Annotated in this window: 13 protein-coding genes; 2 read left to right on the forward strand and 11 right to left on the reverse strand. The window is 63.8% G+C overall.

Going from position 1 to position 13,731, the window contains the following annotated elements; all coding sequences use genetic code 11:
* Window positions 1-4: 4 nt before the first annotated feature.
* Together guaB and folD are read right to left on the reverse strand one after the other, a co-directional pair.
* Window positions 5-1,462, reverse strand: a complete 1,458-nt coding sequence (guaB, locus tag XCC_RS11385; RefSeq protein ID WP_011037330.1) for an IMP dehydrogenase — start codon at window positions 1,460-1,462, stop codon at window positions 5-7.
* A gap of 103 nt (window positions 1,463-1,565) precedes the next feature.
* The gene (folD, locus tag XCC_RS11390; protein ID WP_011037331.1) at window positions 1,566-2,450 is read right to left on the reverse strand and encodes a bifunctional methylenetetrahydrofolate dehydrogenase/methenyltetrahydrofolate cyclohydrolase FolD; all 885 of its coding nucleotides are present in this window, start codon (window positions 2,448-2,450) and stop codon (window positions 1,566-1,568) included.
* 49 nt (window positions 2,451-2,499) lie between these two features.
* Between folD and XCC_RS11395 the strand changes: the two genes are divergently transcribed.
* Window positions 2,500-2,796 carry a DUF1244 domain-containing protein gene (locus tag XCC_RS11395; RefSeq protein ID WP_011037332.1) on the forward strand — a complete coding sequence of 99 codons (297 nt, stop codon included), beginning with the start codon at window positions 2,500-2,502 and terminating at the stop codon, window positions 2,794-2,796.
* 177 nt (window positions 2,797-2,973) lie between these two features.
* On the opposite strand, the gene XCC_RS11400 is transcribed toward XCC_RS11395, so the two are convergent.
* The 9 genes from XCC_RS11400 to cmk form a co-directional block, all read right to left on the reverse strand.
* A complete protein-coding gene (locus XCC_RS11400) occupies window positions 2,974-4,824 on the reverse strand; it encodes a monovalent cation:proton antiporter-2 (CPA2) family protein (protein ID WP_011037333.1) in 1,851 nt (616 codons plus the stop codon).
* A gap of 174 nt (window positions 4,825-4,998) precedes the next feature.
* A complete protein-coding gene (gene galU, locus XCC_RS11405; RefSeq protein WP_011037334.1) occupies window positions 4,999-5,892 on the reverse strand; it encodes a UTP--glucose-1-phosphate uridylyltransferase GalU in 894 nt (297 codons plus the stop codon).
* Window positions 5,892-7,799 carry a polysaccharide biosynthesis protein gene (locus XCC_RS11410; protein ID WP_012438206.1) on the reverse strand — a complete coding sequence of 636 codons (1,908 nt, stop codon included), beginning with the start codon at window positions 7,797-7,799 and terminating at the stop codon, window positions 5,892-5,894. Before XCC_RS11410 ends, galU begins: the two co-directional genes overlap by 1 nt.
* A gap of 13 nt (window positions 7,800-7,812) precedes the next feature.
* Window positions 7,813-8,829, reverse strand: coding sequence for an MraY family glycosyltransferase (locus tag XCC_RS11415; protein ID WP_057672330.1), 1,017 nt, complete (start codon window positions 8,827-8,829; stop codon window positions 7,813-7,815).
* Window positions 8,787-9,965: a lipopolysaccharide assembly protein LapB gene (gene lapB / locus XCC_RS11420; protein ID WP_011037337.1), complete on the reverse strand. Its 1,179-nt coding sequence runs from the start codon at window positions 9,963-9,965 to the stop codon at window positions 8,787-8,789. The genes XCC_RS11415 and lapB overlap by 43 nt, the downstream gene beginning before the upstream one ends.
* A 6-nt stretch (window positions 9,966-9,971) precedes the next feature.
* Window positions 9,972-10,277: a lipopolysaccharide assembly protein LapA domain-containing protein gene (locus tag XCC_RS11425; RefSeq protein ID WP_011037338.1), complete on the reverse strand. Its 306-nt coding sequence runs from the start codon at window positions 10,275-10,277 to the stop codon at window positions 9,972-9,974.
* Window positions 10,278-10,343: 66 nt separating this feature from the next.
* On the reverse strand, window positions 10,344-10,655 hold the full coding sequence (locus XCC_RS11430; RefSeq protein WP_011037339.1) for an integration host factor subunit beta: 312 nt from the start codon (window positions 10,653-10,655) through the stop codon (window positions 10,344-10,346).
* Window positions 10,656-10,744: 89 nt separating this feature from the next.
* A complete protein-coding gene (gene rpsA / locus XCC_RS11435) occupies window positions 10,745-12,424 on the reverse strand; it encodes a 30S ribosomal protein S1 (RefSeq protein WP_011037340.1) in 1,680 nt (559 codons plus the stop codon).
* Between the two features lie 184 nt (window positions 12,425-12,608).
* On the reverse strand, window positions 12,609-13,289 hold the full coding sequence (gene cmk / locus XCC_RS11440) for a (d)CMP kinase (RefSeq protein ID WP_011037341.1): 681 nt from the start codon (window positions 13,287-13,289) through the stop codon (window positions 12,609-12,611).
* Window positions 13,290-13,461: 172 nt separating this feature from the next.
* Here cmk and ykgO point away from each other — a divergent pair, with 172 nt between their 5' ends.
* Window positions 13,462-13,587 carry a type B 50S ribosomal protein L36 gene (gene ykgO / locus XCC_RS11445; protein ID WP_005913193.1) on the forward strand — a complete coding sequence of 42 codons (126 nt, stop codon included), beginning with the start codon at window positions 13,462-13,464 and terminating at the stop codon, window positions 13,585-13,587.
* The last annotated feature ends 144 nt before the right edge of the window (window positions 13,588-13,731 follow it).

The following is a 13,731-nucleotide window of genomic DNA, read 5'->3' on the forward strand; positions in this document are numbered from 1 at the left end:
CGAATTAGCCCGCGCGATAGTTCGGCGGCTCTTTCGTGATCTGCACGTCGTGCACATGGCTTTCGCGTTGACCGGCGCCGGTGATCTTGACGAACTTCGGCTTGGTGCGCATTTCCTCGACCGTGGCGCAGCCAACGTAGCCCATGGTTGCGCGCAGGCCACCGATCAGCTGATGGATGATGCCGCCCACCGGGCCGCGATACGGCACGCGGCCTTCGATGCCTTCGGGCACCAGCTTGTCGGCGTCGGAAGCGTCCTGGAAATAGCGGTCCTTGGACCCCTTCTCCATCGCGCCCAGGCTGCCCATGCCGCGGTAGCTCTTGTAGCTGCGGCCCTGGAACAACTCGACTTCGCCAGGCGCTTCCTCGGTACCAGCCAGCAAGCCGCCGACCATCACTGTGGACGCGCCGGCCACCAGCGCCTTGCCGATATCGCCGGAGTAACGGATGCCGCCATCGGCAATCAGCGGGATGCGGTCCTGCAGTGCTTCGGCCACCATATCCACCGCGGTGATCTGCGGCACGCCCACACCGGCCACCACACGGGTGGTGCAGATCGACCCCGGGCCCACGCCGACCTTGACCGCGTCGGCGCCGGCATCCATCAGCGCCAGCGCTGCATCGCCAGTGACGATATTGCCGCCGATCACCTGCAGGTGCGGGTAGGTCTTCTTGACCCAGGCCACGCGGTCGATCACGCCTTGCGAATGGCCGTGCGCGGTATCGACGATGACCACGTCCACACCCGCAGCAGCGAGCAGTTCGATACGTTGTTCGGTATCGCCGCCCACACCCACCGCCGCACCGACCAGCAAGCGCTTGGCGCCGTCCTTGGCGGCGTTGGGGTTGTCGGTCTTCTTCTGGATGTCCTTGACCGTAATCAGCCCGCGCAGCTCGAAGCTGTCGTTGACCACCAGGATCTTTTCGATGCGGTTGCGATGCAGCAGCTCGAGCACTTCCTCATCGCTGGCGCCTTCGCGCACAGTGATCAGGCGATCCTTCTTGGTCATGATGTGGCGGACCGGATCGTCGAGCTTCTTTTCGAAGCGCATGTCGCGGCTGGTCACGATGCCAACCAGTTCGCTGCCATCCACCACCGGCACGCCGGAGATGTTGCGCGCGCGGGTCAGCGCGATCACTTCACCGATGGTGGTGTCCGGGCTCACCGTAAACGGCTCGGTGATCACGCCGGACTCGAACTTCTTGACCTTGGCCACCTCGCCCGCCTGCTGCGCCGGGGTCAGGTTCTTGTGGATGATGCCGATGCCGCCCAGCTGGGCCATCGCCACCGCCAGGCGGTGTTCGGTCACCGTATCCATGGCCGCGGACAAGATCGGCAGTTTGAGGCGCAGGTCGCGTGTCAGCCGAGTCTCAAGGCTGACGTCCTTTGGCAGGACAATGGAATGCGCGGGGACGAGCGAGACGTCGTCGTAGGTAAGAGCTTCAGCCTGGATGCGGAGCATCGGCGGACCCGAGTTTGGGGAAGCGCGACATTTTACCCTGAAAGCGGCCGCGAAGACACTGCGGCAGCTGAGTGCCGCCGCAATGCTGCGCTACACCAACGGCTCAACCAGCCGCATCGGCCGCCTCGAGCGTGTTCTGCATCAGCGTGGCCACCGTCATCGGCCCCACCCCGCCCGGCACCGGGGTGATCCAGCCGGCGCGCTGCGCTGCGGCCTCGAACCCCACATCGCCGACCAGGCGCCCATCGTCCAGGCGGTTGATGCCCACGTCGATGACCACCGCCCCAGGCTTGACCCATTCGCCCGGGATCAGCCCCGGCCGGCCCACCGCCACCACCAGGATGTCGGCGTTGCGCACGCTGGCTTCCAGCACATCCGGCGGGGTGAACTTGTGGCAGCTGGTCACCGTGCACCCGGCAATCAGCAGCTCCAGCCCCATCGGGCGGCCCACATGGTTACTCACCCCGACGATGGTGGCGTTGCGCCCGCGCACCGGCTGGTCGGTATGCGCCAGCAAGGTCACGATGCCGCGCGGGGTACACGGCCGCAAACCGAATTCGCGCAGCGCCAGATGCCCGACGTTCTGCGGATGGAACCCGTCCACGTCCTTGCGCGGGTCGATGCGCTGGATCAACCGGTTGGCATCGGGAATGCCCGGCAGCGGCAACTGGATCAGGATGCCGTGGATCTTGGGATCGGTGTTGAGCTGGTCGATCAACGCGGCCAGCTCGGCTTCGGTGGTGCCTTGTGGCAGGTCGTAGTCGAAGGCCTCGATGCCCACTTTTTCGGCCGCACGGCGCTTGTTGCGCACATACACCGACGAAGCCGGATCGCCGCCTACCAGCACCACCGCCAGCCCGGGCCGGGTCTTGCCCGCCGCCAGGCGCGCATCCACGCGCAGCTTCAGACCGTCGAGCAATTCCTCGGCAATGCGGCGACCATCGAGGAGGCGGGCCGGAGCGAGGGCAGCTGGCGCGGGAGCGGTCATGGGGCGTCAGGTGTAGAGTCGAAGGCCGTCTATTGTCCCCGATTCCGCCATGACCGACACCACTTCGATCGAAGCCGCCGCGTTCCGCCGCCTGCTGCAGCATCTCAACCAGGACCGCACCGACGTGCAGAACATCGACCTGATGATTCTTGCCGGCTTCTGCCGCAACTGCCTGGGCGACTGGTACCGCGAAGCCGCCGAGGCGCAAGGCCAACCCATGAGCAAGGAGCAGGCGCGCGAAGCGGTGTACGGCATGCCATTTGCGCATTGGAAACAGCAGCACCAACAGGAAGCGACACCGGAACAGCTGGAAGCCTTCGCGGCGGCGCAGCGCAAGCACGGCTGAGCGATGACAGCCGGCACGTTATGTGCTGGCCGTTCTGAATCACCTTAAAGCGGCCGACGAAACGTCGCGAGCAATCGTCAAGGCGGGTGCGAAGAAACCTAAGTGCCTCGGGCAAATGCAGATCCCGAGCACCGGCCGCGCCCGCCTGCCAGTTACGCGGTGATTTGACCGCTGTGTTTAGTCCCGCTCAGCCGTTTCTTCGCGCAACTCCTGCGGCAGCGCATCGCGATTGAGCGTGCGGCTCTCGCGCTTGGGCGGGGTAAAGGGCGTGGGCTTGGGCACGGTCGGCATGATGTTGCCGTACATCAGCCCTGCCCCGGCGCGCACATTGCCCGCGGCAATTTCCAGCTCCAGGCGCTCGGCATCGCGGCGCCGGATCTCGCGCGCAATCGTGCGGGCCTCATCCTCGTCCACGCCCAGTTCGACCAGGGCCACTTCGCCGAACGCGACCGCCGACTCGAAGGTTTCGCGGATCTGGTAGTCCACGCCAGCAGCAATCAACTCCAAAGCGTGTTCGCGATCAAAGGAACGCACCAGCAATTTCGCGTGCGGGAACTCGCGCGTTGCCAATTCGACGATGCGATTGGCCGCCTCGCGGTTGTCAACGCACACCGCAATCGCACGCGCGGTATGTGCACCGGAGGCATGCAACACATCCAACCGGGTGCCATCGCCGTAGTAGATCTTGAACCCGAATTCCTCCGCGCTCTGAATCATCTCGATGTCGTTATCGATGATGGTCACGTCCACATCGCGCGCCAGCAGCGACTGGCTGGCCACCTGACCGAAGCGCCCGAACCCGATGATCAATACGCTGCCGGTCTGGCCGCTGGCTTCCTCCACGCCATCCAGCGACACCGCCGCTGCCGGCGTCAGGCGCCGCTGCAACAGCACGAACAACGGCGTCAGTGCCATCGACAACACCACGATCGCGGTAAGGCTGGCATTGACCTGCGCGTCGATGACACCGGATGCGGACGCCGCCGCGAACAACACAAACGCAAACTCGCCGCCCTGCGCCATCAGCACGCCACGATCCAGCGCCTGCCGGTGATCGCTGCGCATCAGGCGCGCCACCGCATAGATGCACACCGCCTTGCCCACCATCAACGCCAGCACGCCGACCAGGATCAAGCGCCAGTCCGCCGCGACCACGCGCAGATCCAGGCTCATGCCGACACCCAGGAAGAACAGACCCAGCAGGATGCCGCGGAACGGTTCGATGTCGGCTTCGATCTGATGGCGGAAGGTGGATTCAGACAACAGCACCCCGGCCAGGAACGCGCCCATCGCCATCGACAACCCGCCAACCTGCATCAAGAGCGCGGCGCCCAGCACCACCAGCAGCGCGGCAGCGGTCATCACCTCGCGCGCCTTGCTGGCGGCCAGGATGCGGAACAAAGGATTGAGCAACCACCGGCCGGCCACCAGCAGTCCAACGATGCAGGCCAGGCCAATGCCAATGCCCTGCCAACGCTGCGAAGCGGCTTGCGGGTCGCCACTGGCGCCCATCCAGGCAACGATCGCCAACAGCGGCACGATCAGCAGGTCCTCGAACAGCAGGATCGCCACGATCTTCTGCCCCGATGGCAGCGCCACGTCGCCGCGCTCGGCAAGCAACTGCATCACCACTGCAGTGGAGGTCAGCACGAAACCGGACGCGGCCACGAAGGCCACCGGCGGCGCAAAGCCGAGCAGGATGCCGATGCCGGTCAAGACCAGCGCGCACACGCAGATCTGCACCGTGCCTAGGCCAAAAATTTCAGAGCGCAAGCTCCACAGATGCGAGGGCCGCATCTCCAGCCCGATCACGAACAGAAACATCACCACGCCCAGTTCGGCCACATGCAGGATCGCTTGCGGGTCATCGAACAGGCCAAACCCGAACGGCCCAATCGCCAAGCCGGCGGCCAGATAGCCGAGCACCGAGCCAAGGCCCAGCCGTCGGAACAGCGGAATGGCGACCACCGCAGCGCCCAGCAGGGTCACCACGTTGATCAGTTCACTGGATTCGGCAGGCTGGCTCATGACAAGGATTTTAGCGGCACGTGGCGGCCGCTGGCCTGCACGTGCTTGCGTATGTGACGCGCGATATGGATGGCAGCGATCTCAAGCATGGCACCACTCTTCGCTAACGCGCGGACCCAAAACGACGAACGGCGCCCAATGGCGCCGTTCGTTGCAACACTGCTAGCCGAACACTCAGCCGCGTGCGTCTGCCGCGGCCAAGGCGCTGCGAATGATTTCCTTCGCCGGTGCGCCATGCTTCTCGTGCTCGAGCGCAAAGTGCACCGTGGCCTCGATCAAACCGATGTGCGCGCCGCAGTCGAAGCGACGGCCCTCGAAACGGAACGCATCGACCTGTTCCTGCTTGAGCAGTTCGGCGATCGCATCGGTGAGCTGGATCTCGCCACCTGCACCGGCGCCCGTGGACTCCAGGTACTCGAAGATCTTCGGGCTCAGCACGTAACGACCGACGACCGCCAGATTGCTCGGCGCCACTTCCGGCTTGGGCTTTTCGACGATGGCATTGATGCGGCCCTTGCGGCCGTCGAACGCATCGGTGGACACGATGCCATAACTGGCCGTCTTGTCGTGCGGCACATCTTCCACGGCGATCACGCTGCCGCCGGAGGCTTCTGCCACATCGGCCATCTGGGTCAGCGCCGCATCGCCGCGGTTCCACATCAGGTCGTCGGGCAGCAGCACTGCGAACGGTTCGTCACCGACCACGGCCTTGGCACACATCACCGCATGGCCCAGGCCGAGCGCTTCGGCCTGCGTCACAAAAATGGCGCGGACGCCTTCGGGCAGTGCATGGCGCACCAGCTCCAATTGCTCGAGCTTGCCTGCGCGCTCGAGCTTCTGCTCCAGCTCATAGGCCTTGTCGAAGTAGTCGGCGATCGAGTGCTTGTAGCGATTGGTGACGAAGATCAGCGTATCGCAACCGGCCTGGATGGCTTCGTCCACGGCGTACTGGATAAGCGGTTTATCGATGATCGGCAGCATTTCCTTCGGCACCGTCTTGGTTGCCGGAAGAAAGCGGGTCCCAAGACCTGCGACGGGGAATACGGCCTTGCGAATACGCTTGCTCATTAAAGTCTTCTGACCTCACGTGCGGGGAATGGAACGACCGTATCAGATCGCGTGTCGACTTTCCGTCGAGCAGCCGCAAAATCCGGCATCAGACTGCCCAGCACAGTCTCCATTGCGTTGATGTCATAGCGGTTAACCGCCTCGCGCAGGCGCGTCACCAGTTGCAACACCTGCTCGTGCGAGAACTCGCGCACACCGGCTTCCAGGATCTTGGGATGCGCGGTGGGTCGGTAGTCCTCGTCGGAATAGAACAAGGTCTCGTGCAATTTTTCGCCCGGGCGCAGACCGGTGTAGAGAATGGCGATGTCCTTGCCCGGCTGCTTGCCTGCCAGGCGGATCATCTGCTCGGCCAGGAGCCGGATCGGCACCGGCTCGCCCATGTCCAGCGTATAGATGGCGCCGTGCGACGCAGATGCTGCGGCCTGCACCACCAGCTGGCAGGCTTCGGGAATGGTCATGAAGTAACGCGTCACATCCGGATGCGTCACCGTGACCGGGCCGCCCTGCCGGATCTGTTCACGGAACAACGGCACCACGCTGCCGGCCGAATCCAGCACGTTGCCGAAGCGCACGGTAATGAAGCGCGTCGGCGCATCGCGGGCGTCAAGACTCTGGCAGATCATCTCCGCATAGCGCTTGCTCGCGCCGAGCACGTTGACCGGCTCCACCGCCTTGTCGGTGGAGATGAACACAAACGTTTCGATCCGCGCCCGCTGGCAGGCACGCGCCACGTTCTCGGTTGCGAGCACGTTGTTGCGCACCGCTTCGCGCAGCTGCTCTTCCAGCAGCGGCACCTGCTTGTAGGCGGCCGCATGGAACACGGCATCGGGCGTAGCAGTGCGTAAGGCATGCGCCACCACTGCCGGGTCGCCGCAGTCGCCAAGCACGCGCACCACTTCGATATCGGGGAACAACCGGCGCAGGTCCGAATCGATGGTCAGCAGCGCCAGCTCATCGATTTCCAGCAGCACGATGCGACGCGCGCCATGACGCGCGCACTGCCGGCAGACTTCCGAGCCGATCGAACCGCCGGCGCCGGTCACCATCACGGTCTTGTTGGTGAGCCAGTCGCGGATCAGGCGCCAGTCCGGCGTGACCGGCTTGCGGTTGAGCAGGTCCTCGATCGCCACTTCCTTCAACTCGCCTGGCAGCGACCGGCCCTCCAGCACGTTGATCAGCTTGGGCACCATCCGGAACGGCAGACCGGTGCTTTCGCAGATGGCCACCACCCGCTGCATGCCGGATGCATCCAACGATGGAATCGCGATGACGAGGAGCTTGGCCGCAGTTTCCTTGGCGATCGCCGCGGCCTGATCCAGGTTGCCCAGCACATTCAGGCCCTGGATCTTGGCGCCGTGCAAATGGGTGGCGTCATCCAGAAAGCCGACCGGGACGAACGTGCCGCTACGGCGCAGGTCACGCACCAGACCCTCGGCCGCACGCCCTGCGCCAAGAATCAGCACCCGCTGCGCGGCATCGCCAGAGTGGGCAATTTGGTAATCCTTCCAGGCGCGGTAGAGCAACCGCGGCGTGCCGAGCAACGCCGACAGCGCAAACGGATAGACCACCAGCACCGAGAGCGGCACGCCATCAAGGCGGTCGTACGACAACGCCAGCACAATCGCGACCAGGCCGAGAAAACTGGACTTGAAGATGTTCCACAGATCCGGCACCGAGGCAAAGCGCCAGAGGCCGCGATACAACCCCATCCGCCAGAACACCAGCCCCTGTGCGACCAAGACCACCGCCGTACGCCAATCCCACAGTGGCAGGTCTGGCGCGTCGCGCAGCATGGAGTAACGGCCCGCATGCAGCAGCTGCCAGCACACCCAGACCATCAGCAGGTCATGGACGACCACAGCGATCTGTGGAAGCGACTTGGTCAAACGATCACGCCAGGAAATCATAAAAATCCATTACTCAAGAATTGCGCAATCCATGGCGCAGAAGTTGCCAGATCGCCGTTGCGCCGATGCCCCATGCCACCGCATCAGCCATGAGCCACCCGCGCGAATCGGTACGAATTATGACAAACAAGCAAACAGCGATGAGACTGAAAGCGAAGTAAACCGTGGTCACCGGCACATGATTGGTCAGCAATCGTGCCAGGCGTTGATAGACGTGCGAGGCGTGAGGCTCCCACCAGCGCTGTCCGGAAAGCATGCGAGACAGCAGCGTGAAGCCCGCGTCGACAAGAAACGAAGTCAACGGAAACCACACGATCCACCAACTCACCTGCCCCGCTCCCACTGACAAGGCCAGGAGCCCGGCGAGCACATAGCCGAGTGCCCCGCTGCCGCCATCGCCCAGGAAAATGCGCGCGCGCGGAAAGTTGAATGGGAGAAATCCAAGGCATGCGGCTGTCAGTGCCCATCCAGCCCACGAAAGGTTGCCTGGGACAACAAGCGCGAACGCGGCACCCGCAAGTGCGGCTTGACTGGAAGCCAGCCCGTTGATGCCATCCATGAAATTCCAGACATTGATGAGCACCACCGACGCCAACGCCGCGAGGATCCCATCCAGCGGTTGCCCTGTATGGCGTACCACCAGCAGGCCAAGCGACACCGATGCGAGGGCATGGATCGCAAAGCGCAGTTTGGCCGAGAGCGGCCTGTGGTCGTCCCACCAGCCCACGCCCGCAACCAGGAGTAAGCCTGCAGCGAACCAGGCAATCGATAGACGCCCGGTGGGCCATACAAATGAGGCCACCAAGCAGCCCGTCAGGAGCGCAACGACAATGGCCATGCCACCACCACGCGGGGTAGCCACGGTATGGCTGCGCCGCTCGCCGGGATGGTCGAGCAGGCGCCGCTGCAACGCATAGCGCCGCAGCCCCCAGGTTGCCAGCGCTGCGATCAGCAGATGTAGCGCGCACCACAGCCAGAGCGGCGGCACTAGACCACCGCGTAGTTCAGCAGCGGCTTGACGGTTCCCCATTCCTTGCAGCTGGGACATTGCCAGTGATGGGTCTTTGCGCCGAACCCGCAGCGGGTGCAGCGATAGCTGGGATTGCGCACCAGCAATTGGTCGGTGATGTGCTTGAGATCCTGCAACGTGCCGACCGGGTCGCTGCCTTCGGCGAGCGTCAGATCGATCAAGGCAGACTCGCCGCGTACCGAGGGGCGATCCTTGAGCTGACGACCCAGATAGGCCAGGGCCGGCGCTACGCCGTCCTGCGCCTCCATCAACTGGGTCAGGGCCAGCACCGGCGCGATGCCGCGATAGTGCTCGGTCATCTCCGACAGGAAATTGCGCGCGCCGGCGATGTCGCCCACCCGGCGGTAGGCCGCCATCAGTGCGGGAATGATTTCCGGCAGGTATTCTGGATCGTGCCGCGCGGCACGCTCGAACGCGCGGACCGCCGCCTCGTCGTGACCGCGCTCGGCCTCGATCCGGCCTTCCAGAATGCCGGCGCGCACCGAGGTGCCGTCGGCCTGATAGGCGCGTGCGATGGCCTGCAGCGCGTCGTCCGGTTTGCTCAGGCCACGGTAGCGATCGGCCAGCTCACATTCGAACTGCGAGATCAGCTTGCCCATCGGCTCGCCGGTGACTTCTTCGTAGCGAGTGGCGTTGTCGATCGCCTTTTCCCAGTCACGCTCGGCCTGGTAGATGCCGATCAGATGGCGCAACGCCTGCGGCGCGCGCTGGTCCAGCTGCGCCAGCTCGGTGAACACGGTTTCGGCGCGATCCAGCAGGCCGGACTTCATGTAGTCCTCGCCCAGTGCCAGCAAGGCCTGGACACGCTGCTGATCGGTCAGATCGGCGCGCTGCACCAGTCCTTGGTGAAGGCGGATGGCGCGGTCCACTTCACCGCGGCGGCGGAACAGATGCCCCAACGCGACCTGGGTCTCGAAGGTTTCCTTGTCCAGTTCGGCGATATGCAGAAACAGCTCGATGGCCTTGTCCGGCTGCTCGTTGAGCAGATAGTTCAGACCACGGAAGTAGGTGCTGGACAGACGGCTGACCTGGGTGTCGCCGTGGCGCTGGCCACCGCGCCGGCCAACGATCCAGCCGCCAAGCGCGGCGATCGGCAGAAACAGGAAGAACCAGAACCATTCGGTCAGGAAGTCCATACGTACTTACAGTCCATCAAGCGGGCGCGGCTCGACGGCGACAGGTGCAACTGGCCCGGCGTCGGCGCGACTGACCGCGGCAGCCTTGTTGGCCTGGCGCAGCTTGGAATAGAGGGGAATGACCACACTGACCAGCACCATGCCGGCGCCGATCAACACACCGACCAGCAGCGCGACGATGATCGCGATCCCGGAGGTCGTGTGCACACTGGAGAACAGGAAGTCGAGCGTGACGTCCTGGGAATTGACCGCGCCAATGATCAGACCAACCAGCAGGAAGGCCAACATCACCAGCAAGCGAAACACCCTCATGGCGGAACTCCGTCGGGAAGGCGCCTAGCTTAACCGAGCGGACATCAACGCAGCAGCAGCACGGACTCAGTCCGCTGCATCCACCATGTCGACCGGCACCACCGAGCTCACGCGCTCGCGCAGCTCCTTGCCGGGTTTGAAATGCGGAACATGCTTGCCAGGCAGCGCGACCGATTCACCGGTCTTCGGGTTGCGGCCCAGGCGTGGCGGGCGGTAATGCAGCGAGAAGCTGCCAAACCCACGGATTTCGATCCGATCACCATCGGACAAGGCCTGCCCCATCATTTCAAGCAGCGATTTGACCGCCAGATCCACATCGTCCGACTTCAGATGCGCTTGGCGTCGCGCCAGGATTTCGATCAATTCGGACTTGGTCATGGGAAGACTTGCTTTTTTCGACTGACACATCGGAATCGGCCCGGGCAAGCCCGGGCCGATCCATCACGCTCTCAAAGAGCGCTACGCGCTTACTCGGACTTGTTGCTGTTCAACTGCGCGCGCAGCAGCGCACCCAGCTGAGTCGTGCCGCCCGACGCGGACTGGTATTCCTCCAGCACTTCGCGCATTTCGGCATCGTCCTTGGCCTTGATCGACAGCTGCAGGGTACGGCCCTTGCGGTCCATGCCCACGAACTTGGCTTCGATCTTGTCGCCAACCTTCAGATGCTGGGTCGCATCGTCCACACGCTCGTTGGCGATGTCGCGTGCAGCGACGTAGCCTTCGATGCCATCGGCCAGGTCGATCGTGGCGCCCTTCGCATCCACTTCACGGACCACGCCTTCGACCTTCGAACCCTTCGGGTTGGACGCCATGTACTGGCCGAACGGATCCTGCTCCAGCTGCTTAACGCCCAGGCTGATGCGCTCACGTTCCGGGTCCACTGCCAGCACGACGGCTTCCAGCGTGTCGCCCTTCTTGTAATTGCGCACGACATCTTCGCCGGTGGTGTTCCAGCTGATGTCGGACAGGTGCACCAGACCGTCGATGCCGCCGTCCAGACCAATGAAGATGCCGAAGTCGGTGATCGACTTGATCTGACCGGACACCTTGTCGTTCTTCTTGTGGGTCGCAGCGAAGGTTTCCCACGGATTGGCGGCAACCTGCTTCATGCCCAGCGAGATGCGGCGACGCTCTTCATCGACGTCCAGCACCATCACTTCGACTTCGTCACCGACCTGCACAACCTTGGACGGGTTGACGTTCTTGTTGGTCCAATCCATCTCGGACACGTGCACCAGACCTTCGACGCCCGGCTCGATCTCGACGAATGCGCCGTAATCGGTGACGTTGGAGACCTTGCCGAACACGCGGCTGTTGGCCGGGTAACGACGGGCGATGTTGTCCCACGGATCTTCGCCCAGCTGCTTCAGGCCGAGGCTGACGCGGTTACGCTCGCGATCGAACTTCAGCACGCGCACGTCCAGCTCGTCGCCGACGTTCACGACTTCGGACGGATGGCGCACGCGCTTCCAGGCCATGTCGGTGATGTGCAGCAGGCCGTCGATACCGCCCAGGTCCACGAATGCGCCGTAGTCGGTCAGGTTCTTGACGACACCCTTCAGGATCGCGCCTTCCTGCAGCTTGTCCATCAGCTGCTCGCGCTCTTCCGAATGCTCGCTCTCGACCACTGCACGGCGGGACACAACCACGTTGTTGCGCTTGCGGTCCAGCTTGATCAGCTTGAACTCGAGTTCCTTGCCTTCCAGGTAGGCCGGGTCGCGCACCGGGCGCACATCCACCAGCGAACCAGGCAGGAACGCGCGAACATCCTTGATGTCCACGGTGAAACCACCCTTGACCTTGCCGCTGATGCGGCCGGTGATGGTTTCGTTCTTTTCCAACGCTTCTTCCAGCTCGTCCCACACCATCGCGCGCTTGGCCTTCTCGCGCGACAACACGGTTTCGCCGAAGCCGTTTTCGATGGAGTCGAGGGCAACCTTGACCTGGTCGCCAACGCCGACATCGATTTCGCCAGCGTCGTTACGGAACTGCTCGATCGGCACGATGCCTTCGGACTTCAGGCCAGCGTTGATCACCACCACGTCGCCGCGGACTTCCACGACGGTACCGGTGACAATGGAGCCCGGCTTCAGCTTCGCCAGATTGGCTTGGCTGGCTTCGAACAGTTCGGCAAAAGATTCTGTCATTTGGAGTTTACTCAGTTGAACACACGGGCGTTGATCGTCGCCTAGCGACCGATACGTACCGCCCAGCCTGTTTGACCCCGGCACCGCGGGTCGGTTGTGAAGTAATAGAACCGCCACGCGGGATGCGCGACGGAGCCTTTGAAACGCCTTACGGTCGGCGGGACGTGCCCGCTGGCTGCAACACTTACGGCGTGCGGGAGTCCAACAGCCCCACCACACGCTGGACGACATCTTCGATCCCGATCCCGCTGGTATCGATCAGCACGGCGTCTTCGGCCGGCCGCAATGGCGCCACCACCCGCTGCGCATCACGGGCATCACGGGCCATGATCTCGCGCAGCAGGTCGTCAAAGATAACCGAAACACCCTTTTCCATCAACTGTTTATGGCGACGGCCCGCACGTTCTTCGGCACTGGCGGTCAGGAAGACCTTGAATGCGGCATCCGGGAAGATGACCGTGCCCATGTCGCGGCCGTCGGCGACCAGGCCCGGCGGCTGGCGGAACGCGCGCTGGCGCTCCTTCAGGGCCGAGCGCACCTCCGGAATGGCGGCGATCGCCGAAGCGAGCGCACCGGTGGTTTCCAAGCGCAGCTCGCTGGTGGCGTCCACGCCGTTGACCAGCACCCGCAGGCCTGCCTCGCCAGCCTCATCGAACTCGACCTTGGTATCGAAGGCGCAACGCACCAGCGCGGCCGGGTCAGACACATCAAGGTCGGCCCAGCTCGCCGCCACGCCCACCGCACGGTAAAGTGCGCCCGAATCGAGGTAATGCCAGCCCAGCCGGGCGGCGACGATCCGGCTCACGGTTCCCTTGCCGGCGCCGGAGGGTCCATCGATGGTGAGCACGGGTGACAGGTCGGTCATTCAGGTTTCCGGAAGGTCATCAGGCGGTAGTGTAGCGCCGCTCGCAGCCATTCGGATGCAACCACTTGAAAGCACGACGAAAAGCCGGTTAGAATTGCCGGCTTAATTCCGGGTGCACCCTCGATCGCGGGCACTCTTCCATCGAATCCAACCGTTTACGCCGAGGTGTGCCATGAAAGTCCTGTCCTCCCTGAAGTCTGCGAAGACCCGTCACCGCGACTGCAAGGTGGTCCGCCGCCGCGGCAAGGTCTTCGTGATCTGCAAGTCGAACCCGCGCTTCAAGGCCCGTCAGCGCTAAGCCGACGCCTTGCGCAGCAAGACCCGAGAAAGCCGCCTCCGGGCGGTTTTTTCTTGGCTGATGTCCGCACGATGCTGCACCCATGCGCATCGGCCTGCATGACAGGTCCGGCCGGCAACGCTCACCGGGGCGTGCACCAGTTTT

Source organism: Xanthomonas campestris pv. campestris str. ATCC 33913 (assembly GCF_000007145.1).
GTDB classification, from domain to species: Bacteria; Pseudomonadota; Gammaproteobacteria; order Xanthomonadales; family Xanthomonadaceae; genus Xanthomonas; species Xanthomonas campestris.

Bases quoted from the DNA above. Each gene is read 5' to 3' on its own strand.
- guaB (WP_011037330.1), bottom strand. From the start codon at position 1,462: ATGCTCCGCATCCAGGCTGAAGCTCTTACCTACGACGACGTCTCGCTC.
- folD (WP_011037331.1), bottom strand. From the start codon at position 2,450: ATGACCGCTCCCGCGCCAGCTGCCCTCGCTCCGGCCCGCCTCCTCGAT.
- XCC_RS11395 (WP_011037332.1), top strand. From the start codon at position 2,500: ATGACCGACACCACTTCGATCGAAGCCGCCGCGTTCCGCCGCCTGCTG.
- XCC_RS11400 (WP_011037333.1), bottom strand. From the start codon at position 4,824: ATGAGCCAGCCTGCCGAATCCAGTGAACTGATCAACGTGGTGACCCTG.
- galU (WP_011037334.1), bottom strand. From the start codon at position 5,892: ATGAGCAAGCGTATTCGCAAGGCCGTATTCCCCGTCGCAGGTCTTGGG.
- XCC_RS11410 (WP_012438206.1), bottom strand. From the start codon at position 7,799: ATGATTTCCTGGCGTGATCGTTTGACCAAGTCGCTTCCACAGATCGCT.
- XCC_RS11415 (WP_057672330.1), bottom strand. From the start codon at position 8,829: ATGGGGAACCGTCAAGCCGCTGCTGAACTACGCGGTGGTCTAGTGCCG.
- lapB (WP_011037337.1), bottom strand. From the start codon at position 9,965: ATGGACTTCCTGACCGAATGGTTCTGGTTCTTCCTGTTTCTGCCGATC.
- XCC_RS11425 (WP_011037338.1), bottom strand. From the start codon at position 10,277: ATGAGGGTGTTTCGCTTGCTGGTGATGTTGGCCTTCCTGCTGGTTGGT.
- XCC_RS11430 (WP_011037339.1), bottom strand. From the start codon at position 10,655: ATGACCAAGTCCGAATTGATCGAAATCCTGGCGCGACGCCAAGCGCAT.
- rpsA (WP_011037340.1), bottom strand. From the start codon at position 12,424: ATGACAGAATCTTTTGCCGAACTGTTCGAAGCCAGCCAAGCCAATCTG.
- cmk (WP_011037341.1), bottom strand. From the start codon at position 13,289: ATGACCGACCTGTCACCCGTGCTCACCATCGATGGACCCTCCGGCGCC.
- ykgO (WP_005913193.1), top strand. From the start codon at position 13,462: ATGAAAGTCCTGTCCTCCCTGAAGTCTGCGAAGACCCGTCACCGCGAC.